Below are 19,332 nucleotides of genomic sequence, written 5' to 3' on the forward strand. Positions count from 1 at the left end.
CTGAGCGCGTTACCGCTCAGTCACACAACTGTCGTGAACATGCAACGCCAAGGCGGCTGTTTGACTGATTTTCGATCTCGACATCACTCCAAAAGCATCTGCTAAGTATTTGATTTTTAAGGAGTACACCCGAGGAGCTACAAAGCCTTGGTTTGTCGGCGTAGGGAGGTTCCCTAGAGCAACAACCCGTTACATGCCACACTCTTCGGAGTTGGCTACCCGCCAATCGTCCATGTATCCAAGGGGATTCTTTATGTTCAATCAAAAGCACATGTGTGCGGCCCTCGCGGTGGTATTCGCCGGTGGGTTCGGCTTTGCTGCACAAGCGCAGCAAGCCCAGCAGCAAGACCCGAAAGTCACGAAGGTTGAGCGCGTAGAGGTCACGGGTTCGAACATTCGCCGTACGGACGCCGAAACTGCGGTGCCCGTCCAGATCATCACGGCCGAAGACATCCGTCGCTCGGGTCGCCAGACGATCACAGAAGTGCTGCGCGAGCTGCCCAGCGCGGCTGCGGGTGGCCTGACGGAACTGACCGGTAGCGGCAGTTTCTCGGCTGGCGCTGCCTCGGTATCGCTGCGTGGTCTGGGTTCGTCCGCCACGCTGGTGCTGCTCAACGGCCGTCGCGTCGCCCCCTACGGTCTCGTTGACCCCAACTTCGGCCAGAGCGCCGCGGTCAACCTGAACGCTATTCCCCTGTCGGTGGTGGAGCGCATCGAAGTCCTGAAGGACGGCGCCTCCGCCATCTACGGCTCCGAAGCCATCGCCGGTGTGGTCAACATCATCCTGCGCCGTGACTACAAGGGCGCGGAAGTTGCAGTGCGCGGCTCGATGAACAAGGACGGCAAGTATGGCACCGGTGCCGTCACGGCGACCTTCGGTTTCGGCGATCTGACTGCCAACGGCTTCAACGTCTTCGGTAACGTCGAGGCCTACCGTCAAGAGTCGGTCATGTTCAAGGATGTCGAAGGCTTCCTGAATCGGGATTCCTTCCGCAACGTGTACCTGACCGGCGTGCCCTCGTCGTCCTACCACCCTGCGCTGAATTACCTCGCTGCAGGGCCTGGCGGCACGACCGTATTCACGCCCAGCGCGGCGTGCCCGACGTCCAATGTGGCTAACGCCCAAGCAGTGCTGGGCGGTGCCGCGCGTGGCACGTTCTGCCTGTATGACCAATGGCGCTTCGTGGAAATCGTGCCCAAGTCCGAGCGCAACAACGCGTTCGTTCGCGGCACTGTGGCCCTCGGCAGCAACTTCGAAGGTTTTGCCGAAGGCAGCTTCAACACGACCAACACCTACTTCATCGGCCCGCCCCGCGTCGTCGGTCAGGGTAACGGTGGCACCTTCAATGCCACGACCGGCGTTCTGGTGCCGATGGTGGGCGTGCTGCCGGTCGGCAACCCCAACAACCCATTCGCCACCCCGACGTTCTATCGCGCCCGCATGGACGCGCTTGGCCGCCAAGACAATGAAGTGGACAGCGACACCGCTCGCGCAGTGGTGGGTGTCAAGGGTGCGCTCTTCGGTTGGGACGTAGAAGCGTCCTACCTCTGGAACGAGAACAAGACGACTTCGACCAACTACAACGAAGTGCGTCTGACCGAGTTCAACAACGCGATCACCAACGGCACGCTGAACTTCTTGAACCCGTCTGCAAGCACGACGTCGTTCGCAAGCCTCGGTGCCAATCTGAAGGATCAGGCGCGTTCGAGCTTCGAAATCCTGAGCCTGAAGGGATCGGGTGAACTGTTCGCACTGCCCGGCGGCAAGGCTGCACTTGCTGCAGGTCTTGAGTTCCGCAAGGAAGAACGCGATGTGCAGCCGGATCGTCTGAAGACGGTGGCCGGCGTGTTCGGCCGCGGTGTGGCCAGCGCGCAGGGTAGCCGCGACGTGACGACGGTCTACGGTGAAGTGGTGCTGCCCGTGCTGCCCACCGTCGAACTGCAAGTTGCAGCGCGTGTGGATGATTATTCGGACTTTGGCAACTCCACAACGCCGAAGATCGCAGGTACCTGGAAGGCCACGAACAACTTCAAGCTGCGCGCAAGCTACGCAGAAGGCTTCCGCGCCCCGTCGCTGACGGAAATCACGCGCTCTGCGACGTCCGGCTTCTTCAACGGCGTTGACGATCCCCGCCGATGCAACCGCACACAGGGCATCACAGTGGGTTGCGGTCTTAGCCTGCCGGGTCTGATCGTTGCCTCGCCGTTCCTGAAGCCTGAAGAGGCCGAGAGCAAGACCATCGGCTTCGTCTTCGAGCCAACGAACACGACTAGCCTGACCGTCGATTACTTCACGATCAAGCGTGAGAACGAAATCACGTTCCTGTCGTTGAACGAAATCCTTGCCAACGAAGGCTCGACCGATCCTCGCTACGCCAACACCGTCGTGCGCGATCCGGCCAACACCTCCGTGACCGTTCCGAATGACCCGGGCGCGATCCTCTTCATCCGCACGGGCTTCGCGAACCTCGGCAAGACCCGTGTTTCCGGCTTTGACCTGAACCTGCGCAACCGGGCCTCGTTGGGCGACTGGGGTCGTCTGACCACCAACATTGACCTGACGCACTACACGAAGCAGGAAGGCTCGGGCACACCGACGGCACCGATGGTGACGTTCAACGGCTACCGTAACGCGCCCAACACGCGGGGCACGGCGCGCATGACCTGGGAATACGGTGCATGGGCGAATTCGCTGCAGGTCAACTACCTGAAGGGGTTCAAGCCCTTCGGCAACCCTGACCAGGCAACCGGCGGTGGCCGCACGGCAATCCTGACCTGCTCGAATCCGAACGGTACGTACCTCGGTGTGTGTAACGTGCAGGATTGGGTGACGCTGGATGTGGGTACTTCGTACTCCGGCATCAAGAACCTGACCTTGTCGGCAACGGTGCGCAACATCATGGATCGCAAGCCGTCGACCGATCCGCTGGCCCGTCCGTTCAACACGGCGTGGTATTCGCCTCAGGGCATGAATATCTCCTTGGGTGCGTCCTACCGCTTCTGGTAAGCGCTTGCCAACCCCGGGCTGCGTGCAGCCCGGGGTTGACTCTCAAGGCCCTCGACTCCGAGGGCCTTTTTTGTTGCCCCCAGCATGCGGTAAGTGGTCGTGGTGCGATGCGAAACTGCAACAGAGTTAGCAGGTGGCGCAAGTTTCCGGCGGGCCGACCGTGGAATGGCCTCTGGCGAAGGGGCAAAATCACGCTATCGCCACTTCGGCGAAGTCACTACTGAGGGGAATTCATGATTAATCGGAACTACGTCGCTCGCGCCATGGCGCAGGCGTTTGGTGGCTTGGCGGTTTGCGCTCTAGTACCTGTGGCGCTCGCTCAGCAGCAGCCGACGCAGCAGGAGCCCGCCAAGCTTGAACGTATCGAGGTGACGGGTTCGAGCATCAAGCGAATCGATGCTGAGACCGCGGTGCCTGTCACGGTGTTGCGTCGCGAAGACATCGAGAAGGCCGGTGTTTCCACCGTCGCGCAGCTGCTCGAGAAAGTGTCTGTCAATAACGGGCAGGGCTACAACATTGCCAACGCATTGGGCGACTCGGCGCGTCCTGGTTTCGCAGGGGCATCACTGCGCGGTTTGGGGGCGAACAACACGCTGGTATTGCTGAACGGTCGGCGCTTGGCTGTGTACGCCTTTGATGGCGGTGGAGTGAACCTCGGTCAGATCCCAGCTGCTGCACTGGAGCGCGTCGAGATTCTGCGTGATGGCGCGTCCGCGATCTACGGCACCGACGCTGTGGGCGGCGTGATTAACTTCATCACGCGCCGCGACTTCAAGGGCGGCATTGTTGATGGGAACTATTACAAACCTGAAGCTGCCGGCGGCGAAAGCTATGGTGGCAACCTGACTCTTGGCTTTGGTGACCTAGCCACTGATCGCTTCAATGTTATGGGTGTGGCTAGCTACAACAAGCTAGAAGCCATCAAGGCGCGTGACCGCAGCTTCTCGAAGACCGCATTTCTGCGCAATGTCGATATCTCCGGTAACGGGACCATCGACCGGACCAGTGCCAATGCCTTCCCGGCAAACGTGTTCATTCCCGGCGTAGGCTTGCGCAACCCGACTGCGAATCTGTACCAAAACGGCAATGGGTGTACGCCCCCGGCGAGTTTCGGTCGTACGCCAACTGAAGGCCAATGCCGCTACGACTACGCAAGTCAAATCGATATCGTTCCGGACCAAGAGACAAAGAGCATCCTCGGCAGAGCTGTTCTGCAGCTTGGTGATGCGGCTCAGGTGTTTGCGGAGTATTCACGCGCAGAGCAGACCTACACGTTCCGGATTTCTCAGACCCCCGCGTCTGAGGCGACTACCTTAAACGGTGACCCCTTGTTGCTGCCGACTAGCAGCCGCTACTACCCGACTGCCTGGGTTGCTGCCAACTTCCCGACCTTGGTTGGTCAACCGCTGAACCTGTACTACCGCGTGCTTGAAACCGGTCCCCGTACCAACCAGGCAGAGATCGTCGAAGACCGTATCCTGGGTGGCATTGAAGGTGCTGCCTTCGGTTGGGACTACAAGGCGGGCGTGCTGCGTGCGACATCTAAGGCCACTGAACGGTACCTCGCCGGTTACATGTCAGAAGCGCGACTCTTGGCAGCAATGGCCCGGGGGAACATTAACCCCTTTGGATTTCAGGACACCGCTGAGGGGCGCAATGAGCTACTAGGGGCTCAAGTCTTGGGAAAAACGCGGATTTCGAAGTCTGAGCGTACGTCGTTTGACGCAACTGCGTCGCGCGAGGTTTTTCGCCTTCCCGCGGGTCCTGTTGCCATGGCTATTGGCACTGAATATCGTGAAGAGAAGTACAACGACCAGCCGCAAGCGGTTCTGAATACTGGTGACATCATCGGCGGCGGCGGGACGCAGTTGCCGGTTGTAGCTAAGCGTGACGTGACCGCAGTGTTCGCCGAACTCAACGCACCGATCATGAAGGGGTTGGAAGCCACTCTTGCTGTTCGTGGCGACAAGTACAGCGACTTCGGTAGTACGACAAACCCGAAGCTCGGACTTCGCTGGACCCCCTCCAGTGCCTTCCTTGCCCGCGCGTCCTACAGCACCGGCTTCCGCGCGCCAGCTTTGCCTGACCTGTTTTCGGCACAGACGCAAACCAACACTGGCGGCGTCTACGATGACCCGTTCTACGACTCAGTAAGCGGCGGATGCGCAGCGATTTTCGATGGCAAGTACTGCGGGGCACAGCTGACGGTCAAGCAGGGCGGCAACCCGCGCCTGAAGCCGGAAGAGTCAAAGAGCTGGACTCTGGGCTTCATCTTCGAGCCGACCCGCAACATCTCGTTCGGTTTGGATTACTTCAGCATTAAGCAGACGAAGCTGATCGGCATCATTAGTGCAGATACCAAGCTGGCTGACTTCATTGACAACTTCAATCCCGCAACGCTGACTAGCAGCTCGATCTATGCGCGCGACGTGATCACGACGCGTGATCCTGCGGCGGGCAACCGTCTGGTGATTGACTTCGTTCAGTCGGTCTTCGACAACGTGGGTGATCAGAACACCAGCGGTGTAGATCTGAGTGTCAAGGTGCGACTGCCCGCCTCCGATATCGGTCGCTTTGGGTTCAATGTCGAAGGCTCTTACATCGGCAAGCAGGAGTCTCGGCTTGTTGGTCAGCCGACGTTCAACAACAGTGTTGGTACGTACGCCACCTTTGGTCCCGTTGTGCGCTTTAAGCACAACAGCACGATCGACTGGGAGCGCGGTCCGCTCAATGTTGCGTTGACTTACAACTATTCACAGGGGTACTGGGACCAAGTGGCCGGTCGTAGCGGGCAGCCTCGCAAAGTTGGCAACTACGAGACGTTTGATGTGTTTGCCCAGTACAAGGGAATCAAAAACCTGACGATCTCTGGTGGCGTCCGCAACCTGCTCGATCGCAACCCGCCGTTCTCCAACCAGAACGCCTACTTCCAAGTGGGCTACGACCCGACTTACACAGACCCGCGTGGCCGTACGCCTTACGTTCGCGCCAGCTACAAGTTCTGGTAAGTCGCAGGCAACTCGCCCTAAGGTGGGTGGCAGTGCAAGGGGAGCCGAGAGGCTCCCCTTTTTGTTGTGATCTCGACAACTGTCTTGATGTTCATGCGCACGGTTGCGACAGGCACCCGACTACAGTGCTCAGGTATCGATTTCCTTGAGTGAACGGTCGCAACTTTTCCCGCATGTAGCTTTCCTACCGCGTTAGAATCGCGCCTTCCGTTTTTCTTGAGGTTCTCGATTCACCGAGCGGCGCAATCCAAACGAAGCCGCCGCGAGTCGAGTGTGGTCAGCGACAGGCTGACTGTATTGGGGCATCACTGATCGGAGAGACCATGGTATTCAAGTTCGTCCGCATTCCCGCGCGCATCGCGGCCCTGTTCCTGGCAGGTGCCATGGCAGTGGGTAGCGTCCACGCTCAGACCGCTGCGCCCGCCGCACCGGCCGCCGAAGCCGCCAAGCCGGCCGAGGTTGCGCCTGCGCCAGCTGCAGCACCGGTCGCAGCAGCCACGCCGGGCAAGTCGCAGGCAGCCATCGAGAACCCGTATGGCCTGCGCGCCATGTGGGAGCATGGTGACTTCGTGGCTAAGGGCACCCTGTTCATCATGATCTTCATGTCGCTGGGCACCTGGTACATCATCGCGGTGAAGCTTTGGGAAGGCCGCAACATCCGCCGTCAGGCAGAGGCGGCTAGCAAGTCGTTCTGGAGCGCTGGATCCGTTCGAAGCGGCGCTGACACTCTGCAGAAGGACAGCCCGTTCCGTTTCATCGCCGAGCGTGGGATCGAAGCCACGCAGAAGCACGATGGTCTGCTCGGCCAGATCGACCTCTCGACTTGGGTCACGATGTCGATTGATCGTGCAATTGGCAATGTGCAGAGCCGCATGGGTGATGGCATGGCATTCCTCGCCACCGTGGGTTCGACCGCACCGTTCATCGGCTTGTTCGGTACGGTTTGGGGTATCTATAACGCGCTGGTTCGTATCGGCGTGTCTGGCCAGGCTTCGATCGACAAGGTAGCCGGCCCCGTGGGTGAAGCGCTGATCATGACCGCTATCGGTCTGGCAGTCGCTGTGCCCGCAGTGTTGGGCTACAACTTCATTGTTCGCAAGAACAAGCTCGTGATGGACGACGTTCGCGCATTCGGCAGCGATCTCCACTCCGTGCTGCTCGCCTCGGCCAACTCCAAGAAGGCCTGACAGCCATGGGCATGAATGTCGGCTCGGCCGACGACGACGAAGGCCTGAACTCGACCATCAACACCACGCCCCTCGTGGACGTGATGTTGGTGCTCTTGATCATCTTCCTCATCACCATCCCAGTGGTGACCACCTCGGTCAAGCTCGAGCTGCCCAAGGAGACCAACTCCATCCGGGAGAGCAAGCCTGAGAACATCGTGATCTCGGTGGATCGCCAGGGACGGATCTTCTACTACGACACGCCGATGCCCAACGCGCAGGCCATCTTCGAGCGCCTGCGCAAGGTCTCGACGATGAACCCGCAGCCTGAGGTGCACATCCGTGGCGATATGGCTTCGAACTACGAGCCGGTTGGCCGGGTGCTGTATGCCGTGCAGCGCGCAGGCATCGCAAAAGTCGCCTTCCTGACCGAGCCTGCAGGCCCGGGCGGAAACTAATCTGAAGATCGAGGCGGCGCCCGCAGGCGCGGGCGCGTGCCGAGGAGTTTTGGCATGGGAATGAGTGTTGGCAGCAGCGGAGGCAATGAGCCGGAACCGATCATGGACATCAACACGACACCGCTGATCGACGTCATGCTGGTGTTGCTGATCATGTTCATCATCACGATTCCGATTCAGCTGCATTCTGTGAACGTGAACATGCCGGTGGGTGACCCGCCGCGCAGCCAGGTTGAACCAGTGAAGATCCGTCTGGACATCAACGAAGAAAGCAAGATCTTCTGGGATGCCCAGCCTGTGGTTGACGCCGCTGATCTGGAGAACCGTCTGCGCACCGCAGCGGTCTCGCCCGACAACCCGGTGCTGATCGTTCGTCCGGACAAGCGTGCCCGCTATGAAACCGTGGCGCACGTGCTCGCGGCGGTGCAACGTGCCGGCGTAGGCCGCATGACGATTGCCGGTGCCGAGCAGTTCGTCGAATAACCCGTCGACAAGGGTCGATCAGCGATCGATGATTGTGCAGCTGCTGCCGTCCCGGGGAGGGGCGGCACGCGGCGCACGCAGTGGCCCAGGCGCCTCGTGCGGCCTGAGTCCCAAGGAGTAGGTTTGTTATGGCAAACGACATCCGTATGGTGACGGACTACCGGACCCAGCAGCGGAACCCGCGCAAGCACATGGTGGGTCTGTCTGTGGTGGTCGGGTTGCACGCCGTCTTGCTGTACGCGGTCACGACGGGTCTGGCCAACCAGATGATCGTCAAGGTGGCCAAGCCGGTTGAGGCGCTGCTTGAGGAATACAAGCCGCCGCCCCCGCCGCCCCCGCCCCCGCCGCCCCCGCCACCGCCCAAGCAGGTCACCCAGGCGCCGCCTCCTGAGGCTCCGCCGCCGGTGTTCGTGCCGCAGGCAGAGGTGAAGCCCACGGTGCCTGTGGAAGCGCCTGTGGTGCCAGTGACAACCGCACCGCCGGTTGCCGAGTACAAGATCACGCCGCCCGCACCGCCTGCACCGCCGGCGCTGCCCAGCGTGATCCGTGGCACCGGCAACTGCTCGGCTGTGCCGCCCAAGCCGGAGTATCCGCGCAAGGCGCTGCAGGAGAGCGTGCAGGGCACGATCGTGATCCGTGCGCAGGTTGGTGCGAACGGTCGCCTGGGCAGCCCGGTGATTCATTCGGTCAGCGGCATGTCGCAGCTGCAGGCGCGCATGTTCCAGTCTGTGCTGTTCTCCAACGTGGCGGGCTACGCCTGCGCAGGGGAGCCAGGTCAGGTGTACGAGATTCCGTTCGACTTCAAGCTGAACGACTGAACCTCAGCGGCCTTCGGGCTGCAGACTGGCATCTCTCTGAAAGGGCCCGATCTTCGGGCCCTTTCTCTTTCTCGTGCGCCGATCCGGTGCATGCGCACGGATCGCAGTGATGGTGCTGTGTGCCCCGCCGGGCCTATGTCTTCGGCGTGAGATGCACAAGGTCTCCACGACCCTGAAAATCACCGCAGATCCGCACCCAGCAAGCGGAAAGGCGAAAAACCAATATTCAAAATCTGATTGACAATCGTTCACTATTGGCGACACTTATTAATCAGAAATTGAAAATTCGGCGCGCACAGCTCCCGCGCGTGCTGCAGGCTATGCAGTCCGAGCGCGTTGGCTGGGAGCGGTTGGACCGGCGCCTTCCCGGTATCTCTCGAAGCGGGCGCGGCCGTTTGCCAGGCCTCCCGGCGGGGCTGCCCAAGTCGTGCGCAGCGCTCCGCCGCGCGAGGTCCTGACGAGGTCCCCGTATGGCCGCTGAATCGATCGTTACGACGAGCAGCCACGCTGCGGCTGCGCAAACTCACGCCCCGAACATTCGGTCGCGGTTCAGCGCTTTGAGGAGCTGCTTTTCGCGCCTGCAGGCTTGGCCGCCGCGCGGGTACCGCTCTTGGTCTTCTGCGCCGTGGCCTTGCGCGACGTTGCGCGCGGGGTCGGTCGCGAGGCCGTCTTGCCCTTTGCCTGCGCGCCAGCCTTGGCGGGTGCGGCGGCGCGGTAGATCGTCAAGCGCTGACCGGCTGCCACGCTGCTGCGCCCACCATTCCACTGCGCCAGCTGGGTGGTGGAGACTCGGTAGCGGCGCGCGATGCTGGCCATGCTCTCACCCTTGCGCACGACATGCACGCCGCGACGCAGGGCGGGGCCGTCGGGCGCGACCAGCAGATCACCGGACTCTGCGATCGTCTCGGGAATGTCTTCGCTGACGTGCTTCGGACGCGGGACCAGCAGTGTCGACCCGGGCCGGATGACCGTGCGCGCCGGGATGTTGTTGGCACTGCGCAGATCGGTCTCGGAGATGCCGAAACGGGCCGCGATCGCCGCAGGCCGCTCCGTGGCGCCTACGCGGTAGGCCATCCAGGACGACAGTGGCCGGTCGTAGTTCTCCAGGTTCTTGAGGAACACGTCGACCTTGTCGGCAGGCAGCAGGATCTCGGGGCGCAGTGCGCCGACGATCACGGGCCGATTGAACGAGGGGTTGAGCGCGCGGAACTGATCGACCGAGATCTCGGCGAGCTTGGCGGCCGTGACCACGTCAATGTCGCGGTCCTTGGTGATCGTGACGAAGTAGGGCTCATTGCGGATCACCGGCAGCTTCAAGCCGTAACGCTCCGGGTCCTTGACGATGTTCTTGATGGCCTGCAGCTTGGGCACGTACCAGCGTGTCTCGGCAGGCATGTTCAGGCTCTGATAGTCCGTAGGCTTGCCGGCGCGCTGGTTGCGCGCAATCGCGCGCGACACAGAGCCTTCACCCCAGTTGTAGCTGGCCAACGCGAGATGCCAGTCGCCGAACATGCCGTAAAGGCGCTCGAAGTAGTCCAGCGCGGCGCGCGTGGAGTCGATCACCGAGCGGCGCTCGTCCTTCCACATGGTCTGCTTGAGGTTGTATTGCTTGCCCGTACTCGGAATGAACTGCCACATGCCACTGGCCTTGGCCGTGGACAGCGCCTGCGGATTGAATGCGCTTTCGATGAAAGGCAGCAGCGCCAGCTCCATGGGCATGTTGCGGCGCTCGATCTCCTCGACGATGAAGTAAAGGTAGCGGCTGGCCCGTTCAGTCATGCGCTGCATGTACTCGGGCTGGCGGGCGTACCACTGCGTTTTGTCATCGGCCAGCGGGCTTTGGAGATCCGGCATGGCAAAGCCGTTGCGGATCCGGGCCCAGAGGTCCTCGCGGGTCAAGTCCAGCTCGCTGCCGAGCTTGGGTGCATCGCCCGCCAGCTGCGGTGTGGCCGATCGTCCGTCCGGCGCGATGAGCTCCGGGGTGGAGAGCGGGCCGATCGCATCCGGCGCGGGCGGCACGGCTTGGGCTGGTCCGGGTGCGGCCTGTGCGGTGGCCGGTGCCGCGGGCACCGTGGGTGGCGCCGCGGGCCGCCCAGTCGGAGGCGTCGCAAGATGTGCGGGCGTGGCCTGGGTAGGCGCAGCCGGTGCACTCGGCACCTCGCGCGTCTCGATCGGCGCTGGCGTGTTCTGTGCCCACCCGCTCGTGCACAGGGCGGATAGCAGCAGGCCCGCCCCGACATGCTGCATTGCGGCCTTGCCGCGCGGTGTCGCAGCCGCAACGCCATGCCTCGGGCTGTGCCGCTCGCAGATTGGGGCGCGGGCAGAGCAGGCGAGCAGACGGCGTGGGTTGAACGTCATGAGGCGGGGGCGGATGCAGGGCGCTAAACCCCAGATTTTAGGCGTGCCGGTCTGCCGCGCGCCCGCTGTTGCTGGAGCGCAGCGTCCAATGTGCAGTCCGCGTCAACCACGACCCGCGCAGTGCGTGCCCGTTCAAGCGCGAAACACATCCTTGAGTGCGCGTCGCCGCGCAAACTCGGCCGCTGACCCCGCGCGCAGGAAGGGGTTGGTCTCAAGCTCGGTCTCGATCGTCGAGGGCAAGGTGCAGCGACCCTGAGCGCGCAGAGCAATGCAGGCAGCCAGACGCTCGGCGGTGCGCGTATTGGCCGGTTCGACGTGCGTGGCAAAGCGGAGATTGGCCACCGTGTACTCGTGCGCGCAGAACATCCGCGTGGCACTTGGCAGTTCGGCCAAGACACTGAGGCTTGTCCACATCTGCTCGGGGCTGCCTTCAAACAGGCGACCACAGCCGGCCGCAAAGAGCGTGTCGCCGCAGAACAGCGCCGGACTATCGATGCCCGTGCCGTCTGCTGTGCCCACTGCGAAGTAGCAGATGTGATCCAGCGTATGCCCCGGCGTCGCGAGCACCTGCAGCGTCACTCCCCAAGGGGCGAGTTGCACTGCGTCTCGATCTTTCACAGCCTGGGTGAGCCAGGGCATGGTGCCAGCCTGGCGCCCAGCCAGCGGGCCGATGATCTCGATACCGGGAAATTGCGTACGCAATGCCGCGACACCACCGATGTGATCGCCATGATGGTGCGTCAGTAGAATGCCCCGCAGCTTCAAGCCGCCGGATGCAAGCCAGCGCTGCACCGGCTCGGCTTGACCCGGGTCCACAACCCAGGCCTGCTGTGTGTCGTGGATTGCCCAGATGTAGTTGTCTGTGAATGCGGGCAGCTCGGTGATGCTCAGCATGGCGTCCAAGAGGTGTTTCCGGTCCACGTGCAGTCGATTCTGCGCAGTTTGCCCACGATCTCCACGCCATCGCAACGCCTACATGAGCTCCAGCGCCCCCGATCCCGACTCCGGCAAGCGTCCGCAGGCCGGGCCGCGCTCGGCGTGCAGCGGTCTGATGCAGCCCCTGTCCGAATGGGCGCAGTGCCCGGCCGGTCAGTATGTGCTCGGCTGGGAGCAGCGCATCGTCGACGAGATGGTCGATGACGTCTTCGGATTCCATGCACTCCAGCTGGGCTGGCCCGAACTGGCCGGGCTGCGCGCGAATCGCATGCCGCATCGCTGGTTGGCTGGAGCGGGTGCGGATTTCGGTCTGGCTGCTGATCTGCTGATCGAGCCTGAGGATCTGCCGTTCCCGGCGCAAACCCTGGATCTCGTTGTGCTGGCCCACGTACTTGAGTTCGCCGCGGACCCGCACCAGGTGCTGCGGGAAGTCGAGCGCGTGCTGGTACCTGAGGGGCGCGTGGTCGTTCTCGGATTCAACCCGCTATCGCTCTGGGGCGCGCGCCAGCGATTGATGCGCCCGTTGGGGCCGTATCTGCCGCGCGAGGGGCAGTTCATCAGTCCGCCGCGTTTGAAGGACTGGTTCAAGCTTCTGGGCATGGACGCGCAGCGCAGCCGCTTCGGTTGCTACGTGCCCTGGGTGCGTTCCGAGCGCTGGCTTGAGCGATGGGCATGGATGGATCGCATGGGGCCGCGGTGGTGGCCCTTTACTGGCAGTGTCTATGCAATGAGTGCGGTCAAGCATGTGCGGGGCATGCGTCTGATCGGTGCGGCGTGGAAGAAGCCCGCGCGAGCAGCCATTGCACCGGTGCCCGCAGCCTCGAACAGCCCGGTGTCCTTCGAGGTCTTGGGCGTTCACCAAACCGCGCGAGAAGCCCCTACCTTCAGGCATGGGGAGGGATAGCGCGTGCGGCGCCAGCCGCAGAGGCTTTTGGTGGCGCATGACACGAACTGTATATTCATACAGCCTATGATCGAAACGCGCTTGTCCAATGAGCCTCGAAAGCCTGCCCGGCCCAAGCATCGGGTGCGTGTGCTGCGCGTTCGCATCAAGAACAAGCACGCTGAGGCGCTCGATGAGATGGCCCGAGCGGTCAATCTGTGCTGGAACTACTGCAACGAGCTGAGCCTGAAGATCCTGGAGCGTGAGCAGCGTTTTGTGAAGGCGTCTGAGCTTCAGCGCTACATGGCCGGGGCCAGCAAAGAGGGCCTGCCGGTGGGCTCAGCGGTCTTTCAGCAAGTCGCCGAAGAGTTTGTGACGCGCCGCGCCCAGCACCGCAAGCGGCGCCTGGCCTGGCGCGTGAGCCGCGGCAGCCGTCGATCGCTGGGCTGGATTCCGTTCAAGGCGCGCTCGTTGACCTATCGCGCCGGCCAGATCCAGTTCCAAGGCCAAATGCTAGGCATTTGGGACTCTTGGGGCATGGGCGAGGTCGAACTGGGCGCCGGCTGCATCAGCCAGGACGCCCGCGGACGCTGGTACCTGAACGTCACGGTGAAGCTGCCGGCGCTGCCAGCCAAGCCGCCAACCCTTTCGGCACCGGTGGGCATCGACCTGGGGCTCAAGGATCTCGCTGCCTTGAGCGACGGACGCAAGATCGAAGCGCAACGCTTCTACCGGGATCTTGAGCCGGCCCTGGCCACCGCGCAACGCGCCGGCAAGAGGGCGCGCGTACGTGCCATCCACGCCAAGATCGCCAACCGCAGGAAGGATTTCCTGCACCAGTTCAGCAGTCAACTCGTGCGCGAGCATGGCTGCATCGTCGTGGGCGACGTCAATGCCCAGGCTCTAGCCCAGGGTCCGCACGCCAAGAGCGTGCTGGACGCGGGCTGGAGCACCCTCAGAACCATGCTGAAGTACAAGAGCGATGACGCGGCAGTCTGGTTCTTGGAAACGAGCGAGAGCCACACCACCCGAACGTGCAGTCACTGCGGCGAGCGCACCGGGCCATCTGGGGTCGAAGGCCTAGCGGTGCGCAGATGGGCTTGCGCCCACTGCGGCTGGGCGCACGACCGGGATGTGAACGCCGCCAGGAACATTCTGAAGCGTGGACTTCTCCAGCTCGAGCAGCAGTTCTCCTCTGCACTGGAGGCGAAAGCCTGCGAACGTGCAGTGAATGAGGCTGGCGCAAAAGCGTCAGCCGGGGCCGGACATGGCCCTCTGGCAGCAGGAATCCCCCGGCTTTAGCCGTGGGGAGGATGTCAAGGTCGTCAAGCCAACGAAACAGAGACTTGAATGAAGGTTGAGGCGTATACGGATGGCGCCTGCAAAGGCAACCCCGGCCCGGGAGGCTGGGGTGTGGTGCTGCGCTACGGGGAAACGGTGCGCGAATTGCACGGTGGGCAGGCGCAGACCACCAACAACCGCATGGAACTCACGGCGGTGATCGAAGCCCTGCGTGCGCTCAAGCGGCCTTGCGAGATCGTGGTGTGGGCCGACTCCCAGTATGTGCTCAAGGGCATCAGCGAGTGGTTGCCCGCATGGAAGGCGCGCGGCTGGAAGACGGCGGACAAAAAGCCAGTGAAGAACGAGGATCTCTGGCGCACGCTGGATGAGCTCGCACGGATGCATCAGGTGAGCTGGCAATGGGTCAAGGGCCATGCCGGCCATCCCGGCAACGAGCGCGCAGATGCCTTGGCCAATCTGGGCGTTGACGAGGTGCGCAGCGTCAAGCGCTGAGTTGCATCGGCCCGTACGCGCTCAGCGATGCCGGGCCAGCTCAGCGGCAAGCGTCTCCATCAGCTGTTCAGCCGGCAGCTCGCGGATGCGGTGCAGCGCTCGGCCCGACCAGCAGCTCTGGTGTTCGGCGTCATGCTGCTGCGCTGCCGCAGTGCGGATCGCGCCTGACAGCGCATTCTGAGCCGGGAACGGCAGGGCGGTGGCTGTTGGGTCGATGCTGTGCATGAAGCCGTTTTCGACACCCTGTGCCCAGCGACCGGAGAACGCCCGCGTGAACCGAACCGTTCGATCTTGATAACGCGCGGTCAGGCGCAGCAGCTCGCGATAGCTTGCCGTTGTGCCCGCCTCCGGGCACAGCAGGAAGGCGGTGCCCAGCTGGGCGGCGGCCGCACCGGCAGCCAGCGCACCTGCGATGTCCGCGCCATCCATCAGACCGCCTGCGGCCACAATCGGGATGCGGACGTCCTTGCGCATGGCTTCCACAAGCGCAATGCAAGAGGGCCCCTCAGGCGGGGCGGGCGACACCTCGAACTCGCCGCGGTGCCCCCCTGCCTCGATGCCCTGGGCCACGATGCAGTCCGCGCCGGCGGCTTCGATGGTGCGCGCATCATGCAGTGAGGTGGCGGTGACAGCGACCGCGATGCCCAGGTCGTGGGCACGCTGAATCGCCTCCGGCGGCGGCAGTCCGAAATGGAAGCTCAGCAGCTCGGGCTGCTCGGACCAGATCGCGTCCAGTTGCTCGGCAAGCGGCGGATGCCAGGCGCTGCCTGGCAGCTTGGGTGCCGCGATGCCAAGACGCTGCGCGATCGGTGCCAGTGCGGCCTCGGCAGCGGCCGCCCGCTCGTCATCGACCCTGAACGCGGGTGGAAACATGAACAAGTTCACATTCAGCGGGCCGGCTGCGCCAGCGCACAGCGCGCGCGTCTGCCGAATGTCCTGCACGATGCGCTCGCCGCTCAGGTAGGCCACTCCGAGGCTGCCCATGCCGCCTGCGCGAATCGCGGCCGCGGCAAGTGCCGGGGTGCTCGGACCACCCGCCATCGGTGCCTGGATGATCGGGATACGCAACTGATCGAAGGTAAACGGCATGATCAAAGCCTGAAGTGCTCGATCAGTGCAGCGCACAGCGCGCTCAACTCGGTCTTCAGCGGTTCGAATCCGGGGCTGAGTTCGCGCGTGGCTTCATCCATGTACAGGCGCCGATTGATCTCCAGCTGGATGCTGTGGCACTGGCGTGTAGGCTGGCCGATGACGCGCACGATTTCCACGCCTTTGTACGGCGCATTCCAGTTCACACGATGCCCGCGCTGCGCAAGCCACTCCCCCACGAAGCGCGAAAACTCTGCGCCAGAGGTCGTGCCATCGCGGTCGCCGACCACGAAGTCCGGCAGATCGGTCGTGCCCGGCGCATCGTGCGCGAACAGCCCGCCGGCGCTCGGCATCGAGTGGCAATTGACGTGGAACAGGCGGCCGTGGGCGCCATGCAGGCGGTCGCGGTGGGCAAGGAGTGCGTCCCAGTAGGGCTGCCAGCAGCGTTCGATCCGCGTCTGCACTTCATCGACACGAAGACGGCGCGCGTAAATCGGCGAACCGTCGTCCAGACAGCGCCACACGAGACCCTTGCCCATTTCACTTTTTCGGGTCGGCGCGATCGGCGCAGGCCAGCGCCCTTCGATCAGTGCCTCGTCAATGTCAGTGGCGGCGCGGTTGACGTCGAGATAGCTGCGCGGAAACTGCGCGGCGATCAGTGTGGCGCCCTGCTCGACCCAAGGCGCAAACAGCGCGTCCACATGGGTGTCCTCAGCGTCGCGCAGGTTCTGGCGCGGGACCACATGGTTGAAGTCATCCGGGTAGTGCACGCCGCTGTGCGGTGAGTCGAGCAGCAAAGCGCGTGGCTGGGCGGGAGTGCGCAGATCGATCATGTCCGCGCTCCGGCGTTGCGGGTGGCGCAAACAGCGTGCATCAGGCTGGGACTCGGGCGCATGGTGCAAGAATTCTCGCACGCGCAATCGGTTGCCAAATCCGGGCGCAGGAACGATAGTCCGGGGGTTTTTACTCAGTACAAAGCGGCCGGCCCGGGCCCAGGACGATCAGCAGCCTGGCGCACCGGCACGCACAACAAGGGGACCTGTTTTGTTCAAGATCCGCTCGTATCCGGACTTCTGGTCCGGAATGATGTTCATCACAGTCGGTCTGTTCTTCTCGATCTATGGCCGAATCAACTACGACCTCGGCACCGCCGGCCGCATGGGGCCGGGTTACTTCCCGTTTTGGCTCGGACTCATTCTGGCCGGGCTCGGCCTGATCGTCCTGTTCGGCGCCTTGAGCGCAAAGCGGCAGGAGGAGGAGGTCGGTGCCTGGGACTGGAAGAGCATTGTGTTCGTGCTCGGCGCCACCGTGATCTTCGGCTTCATGCTGCGTCCGGTCGGCATGATCCTCGCCGTGACCGTTCTGGTTGCAGTGGCCTCGCTCGCCTCGCACGAATCGCGCTTCGGTGCCGTGATCAAGGGCGGCGTGGCGGGTGTCGTGGCGTTCGAACTCTGCTTCCTGCTCGGCCGTACGCTGACGAGCGCCCTGCGGCCAGTGGTGGAGTCGGTGTCGGAGAGCCTTGTGGGCGCCAGCAAAAGCCTCGGCGGTCTGGCCACGCTGATGGGCTGGGTGGACGAGATCATCCTGGGTTCTGTCGTGCTGGCCACGGTTGCCCTTGGCGTGTGGGTACTGCTGAAGATAGCGCCGGAGAAGTTGCTCGATCGACTCGGCAAGGAATACGCCGTGGCCACACATGTGCTGTTGTCGCTCTCGGTATGGGTATTCACGATCGCACTCAAGTTGACGATCCCGGTCCGCCCGGACTGGCTGAGCTGAGGAGAGAGCGACGATGGAACTGCTCAACAATCTCGCCCTCGGATTCAGTACGGCGTTCACGCTGCAGAACCTGCTGTACGCATTTCTGGGCTGCATGATCGGCACCATGATCGGTGTGCTGCCCGGCCTGGGGCCGATCGCCACGATCTCGATGCTGCTGCCGGCCACCTTCGTGTTGCCGCCCACGGCCGCGCTCATCATGCTCGCGGGCATCTACTACGGTGCCCAGTACGGCGGCTCGACCACCTCGATCCTCGTGAACATCCCGGGCGAAGCCAGTTCGGTAGTCACGTGCATTGACGGATACCAGATGGCGCGGCGCGGTCGCGCGGGGCCGGCGCTGGCCACTGCGGCCCTCGCCTCGTTCTTCGCAGGCACCGTAGCCACGATGGCGATTGCCGCCTTTGCGCCGCCGCTGGCGGAACTGGCCTTCAAGTTCGGCGCAGCCGAGTACTTCAGCCTGATGGTGCTTGGCCTGGTCGGCGCTGTGGCTCTGGCCTCGGGCAGCCTGCCCAAGGCCGTGGCGATGATCGTGCTGGGCGTGCTTCTGGGCTTGATCGGCACGGACGTGAACTCAGGTGTGCAGCGCTACACCTATGACATCCAGTCCCTGGCCGATGGTATCGGCTTCGTGGTGATCGCCATGGGCGTATTCGGCTTTGCCGAGGTCATCACCAACCTGGAGAAGAAGGAAGCACGCGAGGTCTTCACCGACCAGAAGCTGCAGATTTACCCCAGCAAGGACGACGTCAAGCGTGCCGCCGGCCCGACGATGCGCGGCACCTTGCTGGGCTCAGTGCTCGGACTCTTGCCCGGTGGCGGTGCCTCGCTGGCCAGCTTCGGCGCATACACGCTCGAAAAGAAGATCAGCAAGAACAAGCATGAGTTCGGCAAGGGTGCGGTCGAAGGGGTCGCCGCACCGGAGTCCGCCAACAACGCGGCTGCGCAGACCAACTTCATCCCGCTGCTTACGCTGGGCATTCCGCCCAATGCCGTGATGGCGCTGATGGTCGGTGCCATGACCATCCACAACATCCAGCCCGGTCCGCAGGTCATGACCAGCAACCCTGAGTTGTTCTGGGGCCTGATCGCCAGCATGTGGATCGGCAACGCCATGCTGGTCATCCTGAATCTGCCGCTGATCGGCATCTGGGTGCGCCTGCTCAAGGTGCCTTACCGATTCCTCTACCCGGCGATCCTGACCTTCTGCTGCATCGGCGTCTACACGGTCAACAACAATGTGTTCGACGTGTTCATGACCGCGATCTTCGGCTTCATCGGCTACGTGTTCATCAAGCTCAAGTGCGAGCCGGCACCGCTGCTGCTGGGCTTCATCCTCGGGCCGATGATGGAGGAGAACTTCCGCCGCGCGCTGCTGCTGTCGCGCGGGGACTTCTCCACCTTCGTCACGCGGCCGTTGTCTGCGACCCTGCTGGTGCTGGCGCTTGTGCTCGTGCTGTTGGTCACCCTGCCGGCAATCAAGTCGCGCCGCGAAGAAGTCTTCACCGAACCTACCTGATTGCAGGTCGGCACCGCGTACTGCGACGCACTTCACG

General features: G+C 63.1%; 15 protein-coding genes. 11 read left to right on the forward strand and 4 right to left on the reverse strand.

Annotation, left to right across the window (positions count from 1 at the left end):
- The first annotated feature begins 253 nt into the window (after window positions 1–253).
- From ACMDW7_RS04820 to ACMDW7_RS04845, 6 genes are all read left to right on the forward strand, one after another.
- A complete protein-coding gene (locus ACMDW7_RS04820; RefSeq protein WP_377305089.1) occupies window positions 254–3,007 on the forward strand; it encodes a TonB-dependent receptor plug domain-containing protein in 2,754 nt (917 codons plus the stop codon).
- A gap of 233 nt (window positions 3,008–3,240) precedes the next feature.
- Entirely contained in the window at window positions 3,241–6,015 is a 2,775-nt protein-coding gene (locus ACMDW7_RS04825; protein ID WP_377305087.1) for a TonB-dependent receptor, read from the forward strand.
- Between the two features lie 323 nt (window positions 6,016–6,338).
- Window positions 6,339–7,202 carry a MotA/TolQ/ExbB proton channel family protein gene (locus ACMDW7_RS04830; RefSeq protein WP_377305085.1) on the forward strand — a complete coding sequence of 288 codons (864 nt, stop codon included), beginning with the start codon at window positions 6,339–6,341 and terminating at the stop codon, window positions 7,200–7,202.
- Between the two features lie 5 nt (window positions 7,203–7,207).
- Entirely contained in the window at window positions 7,208–7,639 is a 432-nt protein-coding gene (locus ACMDW7_RS04835) for an ExbD/TolR family protein (RefSeq protein WP_377305084.1), read from the forward strand.
- A gap of 54 nt (window positions 7,640–7,693) precedes the next feature.
- Window positions 7,694–8,122, forward strand: coding sequence for an ExbD/TolR family protein (locus ACMDW7_RS04840; protein WP_377305082.1), 429 nt, complete (start codon window positions 7,694–7,696; stop codon window positions 8,120–8,122).
- Window positions 8,123–8,250: 128 nt separating this feature from the next.
- Window positions 8,251–8,940: an energy transducer TonB gene (locus ACMDW7_RS04845; protein WP_414859613.1), complete on the forward strand. Its 690-nt coding sequence runs from the start codon at window positions 8,251–8,253 to the stop codon at window positions 8,938–8,940.
- Between the two features lie 549 nt (window positions 8,941–9,489).
- Here ACMDW7_RS04845 and ACMDW7_RS04850 read toward each other — a convergent pair.
- Both ACMDW7_RS04850 and gloB read right to left on the reverse strand, forming a co-directional pair.
- Window positions 9,490–11,298, reverse strand: coding sequence for a transglycosylase SLT domain-containing protein (locus ACMDW7_RS04850; RefSeq protein WP_377300372.1), 1,809 nt, complete (start codon window positions 11,296–11,298; stop codon window positions 9,490–9,492).
- A 132-nt stretch (window positions 11,299–11,430) separates the two neighbouring features.
- A complete protein-coding gene (gene gloB, locus ACMDW7_RS04855; protein ID WP_377300375.1) occupies window positions 11,431–12,192 on the reverse strand; it encodes a hydroxyacylglutathione hydrolase in 762 nt (253 codons plus the stop codon).
- Between the two features lie 82 nt (window positions 12,193–12,274).
- Between gloB and ACMDW7_RS04860 the strand changes: the two genes are divergently transcribed.
- From ACMDW7_RS04860 to rnhA, 3 genes are read left to right on the forward strand one after another with little or no spacing between them, the layout of a single operon-like run.
- Complete coding sequence (locus ACMDW7_RS04860) at window positions 12,275–13,138, forward strand: class I SAM-dependent methyltransferase (protein WP_377300371.1); 864 nt, start codon at window positions 12,275–12,277, stop codon at window positions 13,136–13,138.
- Between the two features lie 3 nt (window positions 13,139–13,141).
- Window positions 13,142–14,419, forward strand: a complete 1,278-nt coding sequence (locus tag ACMDW7_RS04865) for an RNA-guided endonuclease InsQ/TnpB family protein (RefSeq protein ID WP_414859614.1) — start codon at window positions 13,142–13,144, stop codon at window positions 14,417–14,419.
- Between the two features lie 48 nt (window positions 14,420–14,467).
- Window positions 14,468–14,911, forward strand: a complete 444-nt coding sequence (rnhA, locus tag ACMDW7_RS04870; RefSeq protein WP_377300369.1) for a ribonuclease HI — start codon at window positions 14,468–14,470, stop codon at window positions 14,909–14,911.
- Window positions 14,912–14,932: 21 nt separating this feature from the next.
- Here rnhA and ACMDW7_RS04875 read toward each other — a convergent pair whose 3' ends face one another.
- A complete protein-coding gene (locus tag ACMDW7_RS04875; protein WP_377300368.1) occupies window positions 14,933–16,000 on the reverse strand; it encodes a nitronate monooxygenase in 1,068 nt (355 codons plus the stop codon).
- Between the two features lie 2 nt (window positions 16,001–16,002).
- Window positions 16,003–16,833 (reverse strand): N-formylglutamate amidohydrolase, encoded by an 831-nt coding sequence (locus ACMDW7_RS04880; protein WP_377300367.1) that lies wholly within the window; start codon window positions 16,831–16,833, stop codon window positions 16,003–16,005.
- A 211-nt stretch (window positions 16,834–17,044) separates the two neighbouring features.
- Here ACMDW7_RS04880 and ACMDW7_RS04885 point away from each other — a divergent pair, with 211 nt between their 5' ends.
- Entirely contained in the window at window positions 17,045–17,776 is a 732-nt protein-coding gene (locus ACMDW7_RS04885; RefSeq protein WP_377300366.1) for a tripartite tricarboxylate transporter TctB family protein, read from the forward strand.
- Between the two features lie 13 nt (window positions 17,777–17,789).
- Window positions 17,790–19,295: a tripartite tricarboxylate transporter permease gene (locus ACMDW7_RS04890; protein WP_377300365.1), complete on the forward strand. Its 1,506-nt coding sequence runs from the start codon at window positions 17,790–17,792 to the stop codon at window positions 19,293–19,295.
- Window positions 19,296–19,332 lie beyond the last annotated feature (37 nt).

Origin of the sequence: Piscinibacterium candidicorallinum, from assembly GCF_047549485.1 — a bacterium.
GTDB lineage: Bacteria > Pseudomonadota > Gammaproteobacteria > Burkholderiales > Burkholderiaceae_C > Piscinibacterium > Piscinibacterium candidicorallinum.